Here is a 20041-nt window from a genome sequence, read left to right on the forward strand (position 1 = left end):
CTTCCTTGAAGCGCTCGAAATTAAAGGATTCGTCAGTTTTCATTGTGTCTATAAGTTAAAACTAAGTTACTTATTTTCCCCCTTTGATTCAATTTGGGGTGACACAGTTTAGTTTACAATCTCAAATGAGTTCATAGAAAAATTTGTTTGATTATTCGTGCCTTTTATTTGAATCTCCTCCACTATCTAATTTTTGCTAGTTATTATATTTATAAAAATCAATCTTTCTCCCTCCATATGAAGTTCTTTTTTGGTTTTTTGGGCGAACTCTATTTTCATTAATCACAGCTCGAATTTCAAGTGGATCCCTAGAAGTACCTTGTAACCCTGACGCTTTTGTTGGTCTATCCTTTGTGTTACCCATATCTAAATCATACTGATGTCTCATCTCATGAACAATTATTTCATAGGGACTAAATGGCACTTTTTCAGTTTCTTCAACGCTTTTCAAGCGTTTTGATGATAAATTCAAAAAAGTATATGAACCTATTTGTAGACTGCCAAATTCTTTGGGAATTCCAAAAGGCTGTACACTACTAGAACCATCTTGATTTTTATTTTCTTCAATAAAATGCTCTAATTCACTATTTCCTAATTTCTTCAATTGATCTTTCAAAACTTCATCATTTGACTTTAATATCTTTTGATAAGACTTCAAAAGCATCCCTAATGTATAATTCCCCCCTCTCCAATTATACTTTTTTTGTATCATCCCAATAAAAGTTCCCATCTTTGTAAGCTAGTGTTCTTGATACATTCACATTTTCATTTCTTATTACAAAAATAATTTTTCTTCCATCGGAATCAACAGCTCTAAGAGGCATGTTAGCGACATAAGCATAGGGAGAGATAGAGTAATATTTCTCGGCCAACGGATCCACCCCAAACCATCTCCCCACTGCCGCATCATACTGCCTTGCTCCATAATCTAGCAAACCCGTCTGAGGCTGTAGCTCCTTGCCATTGTACAAATACTTATTCACCAATTGTAACGAGTCACTCGTAGTGGGTAAAAGTGGTATTTGCAGCCCAAATCGGAACGCCGAAGCGAGCATAGTAATCGCTTCTTTGTAGTACTTTGTCTGAGTCTGTTACAACAATCCTGGTATTGCCTAAGCGGTGCGACGTTTCGCTGGTCATTCAAGTAGTATTGATATTCCCCCGTGCTACTTGTTTTATAGATGTATTGGCCTTCTCCAGTTGCTAGCTTTGGAAAATAGATCTTTTATGTCAATGAACGCTTTGCCTCGCTTTGAGGCGGTAAATACTTAAGCTACGGGCTAGAAACCCTTCTCAATATCTCTCACTCGTCAGAGCCGAGCGAGAACAGGGGACTACCACAATGGGGGAATGCTACGACGAACTATGGGAAATTCTGGCCAACGGAAAAGTATTATTCACTTACAATTAAGACAGTTCCTTTTTCGCAACAATTTATATATTCTATATTTTCTAGCTGTCTGGCAATTAATTTAATAGGGTTACCTTTTTTTTCTAAACCATATCCGTGATTGAGTATAATAGTATCATTGGAGCAAAAAGCCTTTATACTAAATATGGAATCAAACCCGGAAAAATCTCTTAGTTCATACGCATCCTTAGGAATCTGCTTTTCTTCACAAAAACCGTAAACAAAGAAAAGTTCTCTATCAAATTTCATTCCTTCGTCAAATCTGTATCCCTTAAATTCTATTTTGGTTAATTCTATTTGGCACCCTGGTAATTTGTAATGAGTAAAAATATATTCTGGTATAAGAATAATATATAAAATGAATAAACTTAAAAAAGCAAAAAAAACAATCGTTGTATTTTTTAAATTAAAGAACTGTTTCATTTTTATTTTATTTTTTATTGTCCCACATAGAACCTCAAAAATAATTAATCCTATTTTTTGTACCGGATTGTATGGCTTTATAGCTAAGAGGATCTTCTCCGTGTGTAGGTAACGAATTTAATAAATTACCACTAAATGCCCATATCAAAGCGGCTCTCCAAACAGTATTTTTCCCAAGGTTATAAGCACCAAATCCATTCAGCATAGTGTTCGTTGAAATATATCTATGGTCAGTTTTTTAATATTTCATACTCCTCCTCCCCTTGCTTTAAAAGCATATTCAATTGCAGTAGGATTTACATTTAAAATGTTGTTAATGCTGATAGGGGCAATCCATCGTCCACGGTTTAACGTTTGTGACGAGAAACACGAAGGATTTTCAAAACCTCGACCGTATCCAATTAGAAAATTGGATAGATGTTTGACAGCTTTTCTTTCATACCGACTCAACAAGTTTAGCTTCTATTCTCTATTATTAATGCCAGGAAAATCTTAAGATAAGCATAAGGGAGAACAAAGCGGCTTTATAAAAAGTTTTAACATGCACCTATTTCAGGTAAGATTAAAAACAGAAATCAGAGGCGCAAAATTAAGACACATATCATCACCATCGAAACACAGAGCGCGAATGATTTTTCCTAGTTAAAGAGCTTGGACTACGTGAAATTAATCTTCGCCATTTCATTTACCATCCCTGCCTAATCCCTAAGAAGTCAGGGAGTTAATTTTCTATTGCCTGACGATTTCAAAATCTGCTGTGGCAACAACATCATCCCACATAAATATAAGTTGACCTCCTTTTTGAGTTTCTTTCAGCTCAATTGTAAACTGTTGCTTGATATCGCTTGATTTTTGGATGGGGATACGTACCGCTAAGAGCTCTTTTGTCCGATCCGGATCGGTGGGCCAATTTTTGAGATCAGTACTAAAAATAAGTACCCATTCTCTCATTTTGGGAATGCTATATATACTATAGACGCCTTTGGGGAGCACTCTTTTTTCGATTTTTATGTCGTTTCCCAGCGTGATCGTTGTTCGACCATTGGCTCCGGTTCGCCATAAAGAATCGTAAGGAACCACGCCCCCAAAAATGGGTCTGCCTCGTTTATAGGGCCGTCCATAGGTCAGCGTAATTTTTGACTGCTGGATGCTAGCCTGTAGGGATTCGGTCGGCGAGGGAATCCCAATACCTGGTGTTTTGCTCATTCGTTTGGCCATCGCATCGATGTCAATTGGAGGATGTTTAGTTACATAATAATTCCAGGGTGTTCCTATACCATCCAGGCTTTCTATTCGACTATCCTGGTTCACACTAATGGTAGTATATTCCAAAAAGGGACCACCAAATATTATTTTATTCTTGGCTCGGTAACGAACCCCAATATCGTAGACGCCGATGTTATGATTGATCATTTTCAAAGGGAGTGTTTGCAATCCAGACCTCGCTAGACGTTGACACTGCCATTCCATGAGGGAGATTAAGGGAACCCAACCACCAACAAAATCTATTTTTCGAGTTGGGTGGTGAATCAATTTTTCCGAATTTCTACCAACTTCCGAATTATAATAGGTGCAGGTATCATTCCGGCAATTCATGTTTAGTCGATACTCAAAAGCACCCGACTTTGCTTCAAAGGGAAGTGAGCTGTTAATTGGGCTCATGGCGTTTATATTGAATTCGCGGATGCTGCCGTCGGGGTAAAAGTGTATACTGAACTCACCGATGTAATCTTCGGGAACCCGGATAAATGCTTTACCGTACAAGTGATTATTCATCATCGTGTAGGTTTCCACCAAAACCGTATCCACACCCATTCGTCCAATAAATGAGGCTGTATAGGGCCGGTTGTTCTGCCCAATACAGGCTAAAGCGGCTAGAAGTGCCCATAGACTTAGATATATTCGTTTGTAGTTCATATTGAAATTAAATTCATGTGGTGTTCAACTGTCATTCAGTTAAAGTCGTTACGATCAAAAGTAGCGATTCTCATAGTAGAAAGATTGTAAAAATGCGACATTGAGTACTATAAAATCTGGTAGACCGAATACGAAATACCGCCCGAATCAGCTTCACCGACACCTACCCTCAGCGTCTTGTTCAGCCAGGCGCAGGTGGTCTTTTAAATTAATTAAGTACATAATTTTTTGCGTAATTTCATTAAATTTGTCTAAGAATTAAGTTTTGCTAGATTGATCTTAATGCATATTCCCCTTTTTTAATTTACTAGATTTCCATTTAATCCTAAGAGCTTTGTTGAGAGCTTGTAGTTAACAAGCTATAATCAAACAAATAAGCGGGTACGTACATCTGGACCGGGCCATTCATTGACGCGTTTTGCAGGATTACCTTAACGTAATCGATCGCAAAGCTCCCCTGTATGTTGCGACTTCATTTTAAAACGGGGCTAATACCATCATTCAGAATTAGATACGCTTTTGAATTAAGGTTTACATTGGCCTCCACCCGTTGCTCCACATCACTATAATGGTTATTGTGAATAAGTACATTGGATGTTTGACTGCCAGTTCCGCCAAGTGATATGGCATTTTTGGCGATACGTATTGTGTTATCGTCAATAATGACGTCGGTTACGGAGTTCGGGTTTCCACCGGGAGAGGTACGGATATAGCTAAAGTCGCTGAGATGATTGCGCCTGAGAAGCGTACCGATGTTCATTCCCGAATTTCCGTTGCCGATTATATTAATGCTTTGAAAACCCGAGTGCCGATCATTCGTCCCAAACCAATGGCTATAATTCCCTTCCGAGAGTTGGCAATTGACAATATCAACATACCATTCTGGCTGTTTTCCATGATATAGCAACGACCCTCGTCCCACGATTCCATTACAGCGTCGCATCTTTAACCCTGAGATGACAGCGTTTTGCACGGACCCGTAAAACTGAAAGGCTCCGGCATCACTGACCTCATTGTTGATATAAAACAAGTTTTTTCGGATGGTAGTAATGCTAATTATAGAACCAGCATCCGGCTCAACCAGAAATGGCTGATTCAGTCGAATGGAATCCAGACTATGACTGACGATACGTCTGTATTGTCCGGTACCTTTGCCATCAATAATAAACACGCCACCCCCAATCCATTTATTCGGTGTCCACTGATAGGTATCGGCTCCATGGGGTAATGTAATAATATCTTTGTAGACACTTTTTATCGGCCCCGCATAACCGCCACTACCGCCATCCAGAGTCATGGCCTCGCGGTCGTTTGTGTAATTAAAGGGAATCACATTGCGGGCTTCATATAGATTGCGGCTTTCGTCGATACTGGCCGCATAGCCATATCCATCGGCTTGTTTATAGCAATCTTCAAAAATCAGCCCTTTCGGATGAATGAGCATATACGGTTGATTGATACCTGTGCCTTCGCGGGTAAATTTACAATGCTGGATAAAACCACTCACCGCAAAAAAGGTATACATCCCGCTCGAATTGAAATCGCAGTTTCGCAGTTTAATGTTCTCCCCCCTTAAAATGATACCCGTCTGGCTCCACCGGCTCTGGATCTCCGCTTCTACAATGTCCCGATTGGCTTTAATCTGGTAAAGCATGCCACTCATTTCGGCCGACTGTCTGACGATTAAATTTTCCAGGGTGATATTCCCCTGTTCATTCGGAGGGCCTGTAAGCAGTATAATTCCCCAGGCTCTGGATGCCCATATATTCAAGTCCTTAACAGCAAAATGGTGCGTGCCAGTAATTAGACTGTTGGGTAGTTCGCCTGTATCCCAGTTTAGTGGATTAAAAAAGAGTTGGGTAAGCTCTTTTGATTCTCCTTTCAGCATCGTGTAAGGCGACAAAATCAGTTCTCCGGTTAGCTTGTAACGCCCTCTGGGAACATATACCGTACCTCCCCCGTTTTTTTCTGCCGCATCTAGGGCGGCCCGAAAGGCAGCCGTTTCGTTGTTTTCGCCATTGCCTTTCGCGCCGTAATCGGTTACGTTAAAAACCTGTTTATCCCATGCATTCGTCGGTTGATTCCCGACGGTTAGCGTAAGTGGTTCGCTCCAGGCCGTTTTGCCTCCCTGACCGTTATGGTAATACAGCCAATATTCGCCAACGGGTGTATTTTTCGGGATCGTAACACTTACCGAATAGGGATCGAAAACCTTCTCTACATCCATCCGAACTACCTGACGGGTATCCATTGATAGTAAGACAACCTGTCCCTGATAGCCTTTTCGCCATAGGTTTTTGCCCTGAATGCGCAGATAATCGCCAATAACGGCCTTCTGGCCAGCTTCGCTGATCACCCAGTTTACTTTGGGAGCATTCAGGTAGAAGCCAGTCGTACCGTTGTTGTCATCCGTTAGCCGGACGCTATATACGCCTTCTCTCTCCTTATCAGGAATAATGAATTTGACCGATTGGGCATGTTGCTGAAGCTTATCGACTTCGGTTACATTGTTTTCCATAAGTCCATTTACTTTTCCTTTGATTTCTGCTATCAACCCATCTTCTCGGGGTAATGGAACATAAGACGGCATATCCTGATTAACCGGGTCATCGGTAAGTCGGCTTACTTGTATGGTTTTGATATGATCCAGGTATTCTCCTCGTATCAAAACGGCATCGCCCGGTAAGGTTTCGGCCGTCGTTACCTGGAATAATTTAGGAGATATATTGGCTGTTACTGTCTGCGCCTTGGCATACATCGTAAAACAACAGGCGACAAGGGTCACTAGGCCCTTCATTTTATAAGCAATGGTTGTTCTCATGGCTGAGATAGAATAAGGTTTAGTAGCCATACTTTTTCAAGTAAGCGGGTAGCGGTGTGTCGAAATAATCCAGTAAATAATTATCAGCAGAGCCGTTGACAAGATCGTTGATCTGAATCACCTCCAGATTATCCAGATCAACATCCGCGTTGGTAAACTTTAATGCCAGGCTTCCGTAGGTGATTGGGTTTTTGACATCAGTCCCCTTGATCAACGATGCGTTGTCATAAACCACATCAAAATCCCTGTCTAATAGCCTGATTTTCAGTGTATGCTTTTTGCCGTCTATGAAATTCGGTATGGTTACCGACTGCGTATAGGTAACGGTTCCTGATTCGTATTTCTCAAAAAATAGTTTGTTTTTATCGCGAAGCGATACGGCATAATACCTACCCAGGTGCGTATAAGCGGAAATTTGCTGATTCCGTACCTGGATCATTACTTCTTCAGGTAATTGATTGCCGACATGAAATGTAAACTCAACACTAGTTTCATAGTCGGCCCATTTTTTGTCGCCCAGAGCATACAGGCCATCGCCTGTTTTTCGCCAGTAACGGCCTCCCGCTTTAGCATAGGGCAGGTAGGCAAGTTTTATCCCGTTCCACACTGGATTATGACTACTGGCGGGTATATTCGAGAGGCTGCCGTCATCAAAATTTTCTCGCAAAAGGGTTCCTGGCTTTATGGGCGTTTTATCCGTCCAGTTTTTCTCCGGCGGGATATACGTTTCTTGGTACTGGTAGGTCCAGTTCTCAAACGTGGCCTGCATTTGTCCGTTAGCCCCTTCTGAATAGCCAATCTGAGACTTACTCCCCGAACAGGCATAGACGCCCACTAGTGATTCGGTACCGACCTCAGCGATAACCGAGCCCCCTTTTATCCAGTTGCCATCCGAATTTTTAGAATACCCAGTAAATACCGACCCCTGTCTTACCAATTTCACCTCAATTGGAAAAGGGAGATTTCCCATACGGGTGTAGGAAGTGGCTGTGCCGTCGGTTTTACGAGACATGAGTAATAAATCGCCCGTTGAACTGACTTCTAAATGAGCGTTTGCTGCGGATGGGCTGATACTTGAGCGTATCATAATCCCTGTCGTGCCAGAGGCAAAGGATTTAATTTTTACCGTTATGGTCGCTTTCGAGCAGTCGTCAAACGGGAAAGCCTGTTTTTGGTACGCAAAACTGTACGAATCAGCTTCGCCAAAACAGTGCAGGGTATTTTGGGTACTGATTGATAGCGTAGTTTGACTAAGGTTTAGGGTTCCGTCGGCCTTTTCGCCGAAACTACCGAATGACCATTGCGGGGTGGTTTTTGTACTACTGTTTTTGCCCGAAGGTATTTTCTGGCCAGCAATCGGCGAATAAGCCGCAATGGCCATTGCCATCCCCAGCCAATAAAGAGCGATTGGTCGCATAAGTAAAGTCGTAAGGTTTATTGAACGCACTTGATTAGCTATCATCCAAACAATGTTTCATAGTGTGGCGACGGTAGAAATATGCCCCCGCTTCCGTCAAAGAATGAGTGTGGTGTGAGATAGACACCGTTCACCGACCTTGTCCAGACAGCGCCCGCCCTAGGATGATAGCCTGTAAGTTTGTCCCAGTTTTTGAAGTACTGATATCCATTTGTTTCCTGAAGCCCCACCGTCATGCCAGGGAAAGGGGGTAAACGGGCCGCCACATTTTTATTCCAATCGACCAGAATTGGGTTTACGGTCAGGTCGGCGCAAAAACAGGGAATCTTTTTTTCGAAGGCCAATTGCGTAATTTTCATGGTCATGCTCAACGTTTTGGCAATCGCTTTTACGGCAATGGCCGAATAGCCAAGCTCGATCCGGTGGGCTACATCGTCTACCGTATGCGCACTTTCATCAGCCGCCACCCGCACGCCTAAATCGCCAACGTAGGTTTCATTACGCTCCTCAAAAGGCTCTTCGATAACCGCAATCTGATCAAAGGCACCGATTTTTCGGGCGTGATCCAGAAAGCGTAAAAGTGTTTCTTTTTTTTCATACCGTCCGTTTGCATCAAAATAGTAGGGTATTTTTCCGTTTTTTGTAAAGGGCGTTTCATAATGGCCAATGGCTTTATGCACAGCTTCCAGAAAAGCAATGTCTTTTTCAATCATTTCCTGCTGCGTACCTGCCGACCCTGTTTTGAGTTTCAGAATAAAGTACCCCTGATCGGCAGCCTGCTTAATGGTTTGTGCCGAAGTGCCGACACTGAACGACGGGATACTGGCTACCTTTTGATGTCGGTACGAGAGACCAGACCGGTACGTCGGAGGAATCATCTCGTCGAAGTTGGTAATACCGTTTTCGGCGGCATACAGCAGCCAGGCTGCGTTGTCGACCGAAACCAATGCGTTAAGGGCAAAGGTTTTGCGGAGATCCGGATTACCCGTGATTTTTTTGCCATACTCCAGTACATCAGGCAAGAGCCAGTCAAGTAGTTGCAAAGGATTATGAAAGGTCTGGCCTTTAAGGCGTTGCAGGGCATGTTCAGTCATGGCATACATCAACGCATTCCCGGCACTTTCTGAATGAGCAGCAAATACGCTGGAGTCCGACCAAAGTACGCCCTGTGTACCCAGTCCAATTTTTCGGATACCAGAGTCACTTTCCAGAAGGCTGGCAACCTGCCAGCTATCGCTAATGGCACTGCCTTTAAAGCGGTATGGAGTTAGGGGTTCACGCTCAAAATTCGAACTGACATTTTTGATTTTTATCTTTCCAGTCGTCGGTTTAGGATTTTCTACATCGGCCAGAATACGGTCATGGCTCATTCCTGAACCGACCACGCCCAGAACGCTACTGGTCCTGATAAAATCCCGGCGATTCATGTTGTTGGTTAGCATGGATAGAAACAAGATTTCGGGGGTTGATTAGAATTTTTTTGTATGCAAAGCAACTGTATCCACTACTTATCGGCTGGCCTTTACGGCTTTCAGAATAAAATCAACAATGGGTTCTGGATTGACCAAACTGTGCGGATGATGACCGATGCCTGGTTTGTGAATGACCGTTATGGTACCGCCTAATGCCTTTATTTTTTGTTCGAACAAAGCCGTATTTTCATCCACAGGCACAATATCATCGGCATCCCCTACAACGTGTAGCATCGGGAATCTCCCGTTTACAAGAGTGGCTACCTGATCCAGCGGATTGTTCTTAAACGACAGTGTTTCTTCCTCGGTCGTGTAGCCATAGTCCTTCTTGAATTTTTCCCAATCGCCCAGACTGCCTTTGCTTTTCCCTTTGCCTCCCGGCCAGCTTCGCACATCGAGCACCGGGGCATCTGCGTATACACAAACCACTTTGTCCGGATTTCTAGCGGCCCTGTTATAGCTGTATAATCCCCCTCGACTCATGCATTCCAGCACCGCTTTTGGAGCCAGACCAGCGGTTGTCAAAAGCGAATAGTAGGTATTCCAAAGGCGCACAGCCTCCTCGTTGCCGTACAATTCGGCCACATCGAGGTAAACGATATGGTAGCCCCGATCCAGCAATGCGATGTCTGTTTGAGGCTCATGCCCCCAGAACCTTGCCCGCCAAACCCAGGGCCTGCCTTCGGCCACTATCCGAGGTTTTACCACTTTCGCAGTGCGATTTTCAACCGTAAACTCAGCACAATCGTATCCATAAAACGAAGTGACTTTGTAGGGGACGTTCAGCTTCGGGAAGATGTCAAAATCCCGGATGGCTTTGCTGGTAATGGCTTCATACAGCCGATTGGCAATGATCGTCTGGCCTTGTGCCGACGGATGGAGCTGATCAAAAAACACTGAGTCACGATTGAGCGTAATCGAATGTAAATCAATCATTTCCAGTTTTTCATCAAAAGCAATCTGCCGAATACGCGGAATGATTTGTTTGGTAATGACAGCATCAGGTTGCCGGGTCGTATCGGTTAGATATGACGCTACAGGCATCAGCAGGATAATTCGTGGATGTGATGGCAGGTCACGAAACGACCGGATAAGGGTCTTATAATCGGTAATAAAACTATCGGCTATCGATGCGCGATAAACCAGTCGACTATCGTTGGTGCCCAGCTTAATCGTCACAATATCCGGGTTGCTTTTGAGGGCTTCCTGATACCGGACGGTGGCCATGTAGGAATTATCTTTGGTTTTCATGACTGTTTTCCCGTTCATGCCCGCGTTTATTACCTCATAATCGTACCCTAGTAAACGCTGTAATTGGGCAGGGTACGATTCGGCGTGTCGGTATTTCAGCCCTACTCCTTCGGTAATACTGTTACCTACGCAAACAATCCGAATGCGCTGGGGGGCTTTGTTGCTAATGACACTGTATATACGTCGTTCGATATTGTCGTATACCTGTCTTGCTTTGTCCATGGGTAAACCCTGATGCCTGGCAGGCCGATTAGGATCGGTGGCGCTCAACCAGGCATCCTTCATGATGTCTTTTCGTTGAGTCACCAAACACAGAATTTCTTCCCCTCGTGGGTGGACGGTAAGGGCCGCCTGTACATCGGGCGCATCACCTACCTGTTGACCTAAATACGCAAGCACCGATCTAGCCATGAGCCAATGGCCCAATTCGGTGGGATGGATTCCGTCATTGGCCAATTTGAAGCCGGGATCGCTTTTTCGCTTGTCTTCCAGATAGTTCTTCATGGGAAAATGAAGATCGGCCACTTCCCATTTCAGGGAATCCCGTTGTGCCAGTAACCAGTCAGCATAGCGATCCAATACCAGATTATAGCCCTGTGTACCCAGTTTTTTGTCGTCATGAACCGGGGGCGTAAGGAAAATTATCCGTTTGGCCCCCGCTTTTTCCAATTCACGATGAAGCCATTTCATTCCTTCCCGGAACGCCTTGAAGCGAGTTTCATCGAAGGGTAAATAAATACCATCATTCATGCCATAACAGGCAAATACGACATCGGGTTTAGTCTGAGCCAATACGCGGGTCAGCCGATTATGCAAATCGGGGCGGATAAATTTTTCACTGGCGGGGTTAGGTTCACTAAGCCCCGAAACGGTTTCGCCCGACAAACCCGCAGGAATAAATTCGTAGTGTTGTTTTGGATAATGTGCAATAATAAAGGACTCTATATCAGCCATATAACTACCGGCATACGTAATACTATTGCCCAAAAACAGGATACGTTTCGTCCCTTTCGGAAAAGGTGGTTTCTGTTGCCCTAAAGCATACGAACTCAGGATGATCGCTAGCCACAGCAGGGCGGTACGAACGAGACAAAGTAACTTCATCCTTGTTAGCTTGGTAATTTTTTGATGGTCATGATAAGTCATTTTCAACATTTTATTCAGGAATAGCATTTAGTGTATACCAGGCTTCTGTTGACCAGAGTTGTTTCCCCTTGTTGTTCCGCAAACGGTCTGACAACCGAAAATAAACTACATGCTCTTTCTTTAAACCGGGTATTTGCAGGGATAACCGGGTTCTATCGTTGGAAAGGATGATGTGTTTGACCACCATTTCTTCCTGATCCAACTTAGGGCCACCGTAGGATGATGTGGGTAAATACCGCCATTGCTCAATGTGAAAATCGGCTAAGCTGACATTAAGGTCGGCGCTGAGTGGCTCCGTCAGTTCAATCTCAAAACCATTGGGTTTAGCCCGGACAGCCAGCATGTCAAACGTGGTCTGGCCGTTATACGTCATCCGTTGCAGGCCGTATTTTCGTTCTTTCCAGCTCCATCCGCCACCTTCCATTCCTAGCTCGCCTACGTACAGGGCACCATCAGGACCCCAGCGTAGGCGGTTGACGCCCGCTTCAAATCCCTGACTGAACCGGAAAACAGCGCCCTGATAAGACCCGTTTATTTTTTCCAGAAAATCCCGTTTAATACCGCCATGCGTCACATCGCCGTGCAGCATCTGGCCTTTATACGGACCGTCCTTTATGAGGGTAGGTTCGGATGGGGAATTGGCAATTTCATTCTGAGGAAGCCAAAGGGTGGGTGGGGTCATAACCGGCAATTCCTTCCCATCGGGAGGAATTGCCCACCCCATTCCATGAAATTCGCCCTGTTTAAGATGAATGAGTTTGTTGCCAGGTAACCATTGCCCCTGATTATCCGTGATGAAGATTTCATTGTCGATCCCCATGCCAATACCATTGGGTGTGCGCAAGCCAAAGTTGACCCATTGATAGCGTCCATCCGGGCTGATTCGGATTGTCCGACCGCGATCGGGGGTTTGCTTTACGCCTGGTTTGAGCCGCATGGCCATCGACAGGGTTACGTAAAAATATCCCTCCTTATAAACCAACCCGAACGCAAACTCATGAAAATCGGCGGTTACCTGCCACGTATTACAAATAGCCCGATATTCGTCGATAACCTCATCACCATCGTGGTCGATAAGCTGGGTGAGTTCGTGTTTTTGTAAAACATAAATCTGCCCGTTAACCACCTCAAGACCCAGTGGCTCGGCCAGCCCGGCTGCTATTCGCTTAATGCTTACCTTCGACGAATCGCCTTGTAGATGGTCGAGGAGATAAACGCCCCCAACCGAATCCCAGGTCGAGACCAGCAATCGGCCGTCTGGAAGAAATGCCAGTCCACCCACACGAGGGCGAAAATCCGGTCTGTGTAAGGTCGTCAGGTTATAACTCGGATGTACGCCCTCTACATCAGCGCCATCGCCGGGTCTGGTTGGTTTTCGTACATTCACTTCGTTCGCCACAGTGGGTGTTGAAACCTCTGTTTTGGTTGCAGGCTTTAAGCTGAAAACATAATCCAGAATGGTTTTTAGCTCATCGTCGGAAAGCTGCGGATGTGGGTTCATGACCCCAGTACCCCAAGCTCCCGTCCCCCCTTCTTTGATCTTTTTGACCAGGCGTTGTAGATCCTGCTTAGCCTCATACCGCTGGGCGATATGAACAAACGAAGGGCCTACATTGTCTTCAGTCAGTTCATGACAGGTAAAACAGTCGCTTTTTCCCATGTAATACTGTCCCTTATGATCAAACTGTTCTTCGATAATGGGGCGTTTCTGGGCAGGAAGTTTTCCGAAGAAGATCGTCGTCCGGGTAGTGCCGTTGGCGTTTAATCGAATAACCTTATCCGGCGACTTTAGCATCACGGAAGTTCTCTCAGGCAAACCCGATACCCGGAATACTCTTTCCAGACCCGGCTTCCCTGAACTACCGGTTATGAATTCGGGACGCTCTTCTACCGTTACCGTATCGGACGAAACCAGCACCAGCGCATAGGTCAGATAAACCTGGTTTTTTACAAAGTGGTAGCCCTTGCTGATAACCTGCGTCAGTACGTTCTTCCCGGCCGATTCAACGCTCCATGTTGTAGCATGCTGCGTATCCGAAAAATAAGCCGTTCCAAAAGAGGAAGGTTGTATGGTTTTTTTATCGGTATAGGCTGCCCCATCCATTGATACTCCGCCTTTCCACGCTTTATAAACGGTGCAGGTAGTGAGATCGTAGGCCAGATACATCTCCAGGTTAAGCGCCAGCGTGAGCATTCGTGGCTTTTTGTCCAATACAGAACGGAACACCCAAGGGTCACGTGGTCGGTTTATGGCGTTTTCAGTACGTGAGCTACCCGCCCAAAACAAAGCAAGGGCAAGCCCGGCCAACGCTACTACGCTACGTTTTCTGCTAACAGTTAGGATTGTTGCCATAGCTCTTGGATTTTACGGACATCCCGGTTAAGAACAGGAATGATTTTTTTCATCTTTTCGGTGACGCTCAAGTCCTTATCAGCTTCATTGAGTAACGGATACTCGAAATGGAGCGAAAAGGGTCGGACAAGGTTTGCCTCCTTTATGCGTTGAAAAAAAGTTTTAAAATTGACCATTCCTTCGCCAATGGGCGCGTATTTTGTCCGAAGCCTGCCATCCACTACTTCCCATTTGTAATCTTTCAGCGGCAGAGAACCAATCTGGGGAGAAACGACGCGGAGCGTATTCGCCCAGGAGTTAACGCCCTCGGCCTGAGCATGGGCGGTATCATATTGCAGACTAACCAGCCTGTTGTCCAACTCCTGAACAAGATACCAGATGTCCCAGACAGACGCCCCCAGATTGGTGCCCTGATGATTTTGATACCCGGCCTGGATGCCGTATGTATGATTCAGGTCGGCTAGCCGCTGAAGGGTACTTTTGTGTTTCTGAAACGTTTCCTGTATGCTCAGTTTAGGGTCATACGACAAATATCCCATACGATAATGCTTGATACCCGCTTGGGAAGCGGTTTTTAGGATTCGTTCGGTCATCGGGTTGCCCGGATCAACAATAGAGGTAACCATCATCGGTATGGCAAGCCCTTTTGCTTTGGCGATCTCAACGATTTTTGGGAGATCCCGCTCCACATTTTCCGGTAGAACATGGCCTCCTCCCCGTACTGTGAGGTCTATCCCGTTGAAGCCAGCAGCGACTAACGTATCGGTTAACGCGTCGTAGTCCATCCACTCCAACCCTTTCGAAAACATGTTGATGTTAATAGTTGCATGGGGCATGGCTGCTGCCGAATCGGGAGTCGAAACAGGCCGCCGATAGCGGGCGGTGGTACCGGTTGCCAGCAGCATAGCCGTAAAGTCCCGGCGGTTGATTGTTATGGACATAGTTTTGGGGTATAAACTTGCGCTCTTTCGCTCAAGATAATTTCAGGACCCATACGGGCTCACCGGCGAGCTGTTTTATAATCTGCTTAGGAATAGTCACGTCAATCTGATCGCCGTTTTTGTTCCATTTAAGGGGCTTTTCAACACCCAATAGGTGTATAATTGTCCCCTTGGTCACCGCTGTTGCGGGAACCATCAGTTTTTCCGGCAGCTCATTTTCCTGGTCATCGGGCAAATACGATACGTACCGAATAGAACCTTTCCCGGTGTAAGCCCATTTATCCTGCCGATAAGGCGCAACAGGCTTGGTACCATAAATCGACTCCCCGTTGACGGCTATCCATTTGCCAATGTCGGCCAGTCGATCATATACTTCCTTGTGCCATTCGCCATCTGGTCCAGGGCCGATGCCTAACAGCAGATTCCCGTTTTTAGCGGTAATATCCACCAGGAGTTGGACGAGCTTTCGGGCGGGTTTAAACTGTTCATCCGGTATATACGACCAGGATTTGCCCATCGTCATACAGGTTTCCCACGGATAAGGAATGTAATGATCCGGTACTTTTTGCTCAGGCGTCAGGTAGTTGACATAGTCCGGCTTGCCGTGTCGATCAACGATAATCACACCGGGCTGATCATTGCGGGCCATCGTCACAATGGGAGCCATATCCATATTTGCCCAGCTCCCATCGAACCACAACAGATCAACGGTTCCATACCCCGTCATCAGTTCCTCAATCTGGTTGTAGGTAAAATCAGTAAAGCGTTTCCAGCGATCCGGGTATTTGGTTCGGTCATAGCTCTCGTTCCGATCTTTAGGCGGAAAGTAAGACCACCAATAGTCTTCCGAATGCCAGTCTGGTTTCGAGAAGTAGGCACCTATCATGAAATTTTCCTTCCGAAAGGCGTTGAAAATCTCTTTGGTGATATCCCTTTTGGGGTTTTTAGAGAAAGGCGTTCGGGGACTGGTAATTTTATAATCGGTGTATTTGGTGTCATACATCGAAAAACCGTCATGATGTTTGGTGGTAAACACCATATATTTCATGCCAGCATCTTTTGCGGCCGCTACCCATTTAGTCGGGTCAAACCGTGTCGGATTAAACTGGGTCTGAAGGTTTTCATAGGCTTGCTTATAGGTATACCAGTTAGCGGAATGAGGCCCCTTTCGCTGCGTGAAGGCTCTGTCTTCCGGGCAAAGTGACCAGGATTCCACAATGCCCCATTGGCTGTAGGTGCCCCAGTGCATAAAAAGACCGAATTTGAGATCCTGCCAGCTCGCTATTTTCTTCTGAACAAGTATATCCTTAGGAGTCTTGTAAGTTTTTTCGGCATCATAGGCTTGCGTTCCCTGTGCGTCTACAGGTTGAAAAGCGAGGAGTCCCCAGGTCAAGAGCGTACCTAAGCCCAGAAATAAGGATTGGTGTAAGCGTATGTTTTTCAACGAAACGTGTGTTTAGTGTTCTTGTCTGGACAGTTTACTGAATGCGAATTAGGGCCACGCCGTGCGACGGAACCGCCATCGACAGTGAGCCGTTAACCTTGCCCAACTCCTTCCGGAGCCAGAGATCTCTTACCGAATGCGCACCGGTCAATCCGATGTCGGCCCATGTAAGGGTCATCTCGCCTGTCTGGGATGATTTATTGAAAAGAGCCACTGTCTTCGAGCCATCTTCCATCTCCTTTACCCAAATCTCCTGTTCACCTGAACCCCCAACTCGTTTTGGGAAATTACCCAGTGGGTCCTGGTTCACCTCGATCACTTCGGGGTTTGTCAGGATTTCGAGCGATGCCTGGCTGATTCGTCTGATGTCGGCTGTAATGAACAGGGGGGCACTCATGAGCGCCCATAAGCTCATTTGGCTCTGATATTCAGTATCGGTACAGCCTCGGGAGTCTGTTTTGTCATTTCCAGAATTGCCTTTTCCGTAAATGCCGATAACCAGCATATCGGGATCGACCCAGCCACCTGGCTGCTGTGTACTAGCATTTACAATGGCTTTCTCAAAGCTTTGGATGATCCCCACATCCCGTCCTTCTATGTACCATTGGTCGCGTAGGTCGCCACCGATCCGCCACAAATGAGCCCCCGAATCTTTTCGGCCGGAGTAAACAATGGAGCGACCTGATTCTTTCAACAGCTTGCCCATCAATCCATACAGTTCTTTCGCCCGCTCGCCCGGAACCGAGCAGCCATCGTATTTTACATAATCGATTCCCCAGCTCGCCCAGGTTCTAGCATCTGACTCCTCGAAGTTGAGCGTACCTGGATAACCTGCGCAGGTGGTTGGGCCGGGGCTGGAATAAATGCCGAACTTAAACCCTTTGGTATGGAGATAGTCGCCAACAACTTTCATCCCGTTCGGAAACCGGAATCGGTCTGGTGTAATGTTGCCACTAGAATCCCGGCTTCCCTGCCAGCAGTCGTCCATATTAATGTATTGGTAGCCCACATCCCGGAGGCCGAACTGTTCCATGGCATCGGCCAGTTCACGGATAAATGGTTCGCTAATTAAGCCTTCCACGACATTCCAGGAGAGATAACCCATGGGAGGTGTGAGGGCCAATTGATCCCCAACCAGGAGTTTAAGAGACCGCTGCGCTTTGCCATGTTTGTTGGTAACCGTTAACTGCAAGGTATAATCGCCTGCTTTTTGAACCTGGCCACGAATGATACCCGTGTTTTTGTCCAGCACAAGTCCCGGTGGCATTCCCGTCACCTGAAACGTCATTGGTCGCATGCCGGTGACTGCCACTGGGTAATACAGGGGCGTATTCGGGCGAATGCCCACCTTCATGGCTCCATTGATACGAGGCTGAGGGTAGCGTTCATTCTGTTGACGTATAAACGCCAGGTTCTTCACAATGGCGGCCTTGTCTTCCGGCGACCAGATGGTTTTGGGCATCGCACCCGAATAGGTCAATTTGGCATCCACCCAATCAACGTGCGTATTACCGGGGCCGCCAGTCACTTTCAGAAGTAATTCTTTGATACCTGCAAGCTGTACATGCACCGGTTTGGCGTTTTCGCCATACTTCATTAGTCCGCTTTCCCAAAGGACTTTCCCGTCGCCAATCACATAAAAGTTAGCCGTGGATTTTGTCTTATCGACCGTATCGACCCGGAAAGCGGTACTGCGATCATCAATGCCCACCTCTGCCGAAAATTCATCCACCTTCCCATCCAGTTCCAGATACAATCGACTTTCGGTACGGGTATGGATGCCATACATAAACTGGCGTTTATTGATTTTCAAATCGGCGCGTTCGCCCGTAACCTGGGGTCTACCTATCGTCTGTGTCAGTTTATTGAGATCCAGATAGTCCAGCAAAATAGTTCGCTTATGGTCTTTTGTCTGTGCGCCCACGCCCAAACTCATCAGTAGACAAAGCATCAATAATCCGGTTTTCAGAACGAACAATAAGGGTGTATGTGAATGCATTGGAAGATAGTTAATAGGCTGATTATACATTTGTATTGTCATGGGTATACTGTTCATTGTTTATTTGTTTAGGAGCTTTCCGGTTATCAGGATACCAATTGGATACCAGTCATAGTTTGCATACTTGGCAGGATCGTCATCGGGTTTCATAACCAGCTTTTTCTCCAACTCTTTATTGGTGACTTTTATCTCTACTGTGTGAACACCCTGGGGCAGCTTATTCAGAAAAATATTGTGCCGATGCCAGAAGCTGCAGTTATGATTGAAGCGCTTTACTTCCTGAAGCTGACCGTCAATCGTTACGTCAATAATTCCCGTTCCAGGGCCTATGATGTCATAAATACCCAGCTCGTTTCCCTCAAATCGAAAACGTGAAATCGCCCCGGGTTTGCCTTTATACAGGCTTGGAACCGGCCCCGCCAATTTGTCTTTTTGCTCATCCGAAAATTTTTCCCAGTTGCCTTTATGTTCGGTCTGGGCGGGGGTTAATAGATGACTTTCCTGCCAATTGTCGGGTCGATAGGGCATCAGAAGTGTATGCGGTTTCGGTAGCGATTTTTTGTTCATTTTCTGTAATTCCCGAATGACCGATCCAGCATATACGATATGCCCGCTTTCGATGGGATGGTAGTCATCACCTTTCTTCAGAAAAACGTTGGCATGAGGATGCTCCAGAGGATTGGCCGAAAGGATCAGTTTGCCAGCTAAGGCTAATCGGACTACGTCCAGCCCCATATCGATAGACGGAATACCGTAATGGCTAGCGATTTTCTCATGGTCGATCACAGCTTCCATTCGTTTACCCGTCAACATCAATGTATCGCAAAATCGCAGGGCGGTGGTGTAAACGAAGCATATATCCGTATTGGGAAGCGCCTGCCAAGTTTTCCGTACGATTCCTTCCATAGCCAGTATCCTCCGGTCTATCGACATTTCGTTTTCGTCATTCACGGCAAATTCAACAAACAAGAGGTCGGGCTTTTCGTTCAGCAAGTCGTCGAGCCGGAATACACCGAGTACCGAGCCTGTCCCTCCAACGGCGTAATTGGCCTGATGGAAAACGGTATTTGGATACGTAAGTCTAAACCAGTTGAACGTTAGGTCGCGCCAACCGTTTTGTGCGCCGGTAATGCTTCCACCCAGATACGCTATTTTTACTTCCTGCTGGGTGTCAATTTTGTAAAAAATGTTTGGCAGGCCTCCCCGCCTATGGAAAACCTCTCTGTTTCGAATCTGAGCGTCTATCGCTTTAGAGGCTGTTTTGACGGGCTGAGCCAGTACCACCAGGGTGTTCAACATAAGCGTACTCAGTAACGCCAAGGTGGTACTGAAAAATGCCCATGAATGGCTCGCCCGAAAGCTTGCCAGAGAATTTTTAGAATCAGTCATTCACGTATCTGTAATAAGTTTTGGCAATAGTCAGACAGTCCAACCCAAACCGTTTTT

Annotated in this window: 13 protein-coding genes; all 13 read right to left on the minus strand. The window is 45.8% G+C overall.

What is annotated here, in order from left to right:
- Positions 1-196: 196 nt before the first annotated feature.
- Positions 197-730 carry a hypothetical protein gene (locus tag P1X15_RS30750; RefSeq protein WP_277341939.1) on the minus strand — a complete coding sequence of 178 codons (534 nt, stop codon included), beginning with the start codon at positions 728-730 and terminating at the stop codon, positions 197-199.
- Positions 693-1055 carry an RHS repeat-associated core domain-containing protein gene (locus P1X15_RS30755; RefSeq protein ID WP_277341940.1) on the minus strand — a complete coding sequence of 121 codons (363 nt, stop codon included), beginning with the start codon at positions 1053-1055 and terminating at the stop codon, positions 693-695. Before P1X15_RS30755 ends, P1X15_RS30750 begins: the two co-directional genes overlap by 38 nt.
- Positions 1056-1393: 338 nt before the next feature.
- A complete protein-coding gene (locus tag P1X15_RS30760; RefSeq protein ID WP_277341941.1) occupies positions 1394-1834 on the minus strand; it encodes a hypothetical protein in 441 nt (146 codons plus the stop codon).
- Between the two features lie 729 nt (positions 1835-2563).
- Positions 2564-3751 (minus strand): DUF2911 domain-containing protein, encoded by a 1188-nt coding sequence (locus tag P1X15_RS30765; RefSeq protein WP_277341942.1) that lies wholly within the window; start codon positions 3749-3751, stop codon positions 2564-2566.
- Between the two features lie 472 nt (positions 3752-4223).
- Positions 4224-6548: a glycosyl hydrolase family 28-related protein gene (locus tag P1X15_RS30770; RefSeq protein WP_277341943.1), complete on the minus strand. Its 2325-nt coding sequence runs from the start codon at positions 6546-6548 to the stop codon at positions 4224-4226.
- 43 nt (positions 6549-6591) lie between these two features.
- Positions 6592-7989 (minus strand): hypothetical protein, encoded by a 1398-nt coding sequence (locus tag P1X15_RS30775; protein ID WP_277341944.1) that lies wholly within the window; start codon positions 7987-7989, stop codon positions 6592-6594.
- Between the two features lie 41 nt (positions 7990-8030).
- A complete protein-coding gene (locus P1X15_RS30780) occupies positions 8031-9359 on the minus strand; it encodes an enolase C-terminal domain-like protein (RefSeq protein ID WP_409049721.1) in 1329 nt (442 codons plus the stop codon).
- Positions 9360-9497: 138 nt separating this feature from the next.
- Complete coding sequence (locus P1X15_RS30785) at positions 9498-11858, minus strand: GDSL-type esterase/lipase family protein (RefSeq protein ID WP_277341946.1); 2361 nt, start codon at positions 11856-11858, stop codon at positions 9498-9500.
- A gap of 10 nt (positions 11859-11868) precedes the next feature.
- Positions 11869-14211, minus strand: a complete 2343-nt coding sequence (locus P1X15_RS30790) for a c-type cytochrome (RefSeq protein ID WP_277341947.1) — start codon at positions 14209-14211, stop codon at positions 11869-11871.
- Entirely contained in the window at positions 14196-15152 is a 957-nt protein-coding gene (locus tag P1X15_RS30795; protein WP_277341948.1) for a sugar phosphate isomerase/epimerase family protein, read from the minus strand. Before P1X15_RS30795 ends, P1X15_RS30790 begins: the two co-directional genes overlap by 16 nt.
- Before the next feature lie 31 nt (positions 15153-15183).
- On the minus strand, positions 15184-16596 hold the full coding sequence (locus P1X15_RS30800) for an alpha-L-fucosidase (RefSeq protein ID WP_277341949.1): 1413 nt from the start codon (positions 16594-16596) through the stop codon (positions 15184-15186).
- A gap of 34 nt (positions 16597-16630) precedes the next feature.
- Positions 16631-18652 (minus strand): NPCBM/NEW2 domain-containing protein, encoded by a 2022-nt coding sequence (locus tag P1X15_RS30805; protein ID WP_277341950.1) that lies wholly within the window; start codon positions 18650-18652, stop codon positions 16631-16633.
- A gap of 3 nt (positions 18653-18655) precedes the next feature.
- Entirely contained in the window at positions 18656-19984 is a 1329-nt protein-coding gene (locus P1X15_RS30810) for an SGNH/GDSL hydrolase family protein (protein WP_277341951.1), read from the minus strand.
- Positions 19985-20041 lie beyond the last annotated feature (57 nt).

Source organism: Runella sp. MFBS21, from assembly GCF_029433105.1.
Taxonomy (GTDB): domain Bacteria; phylum Bacteroidota; class Bacteroidia; order Cytophagales; family Spirosomataceae; genus Runella.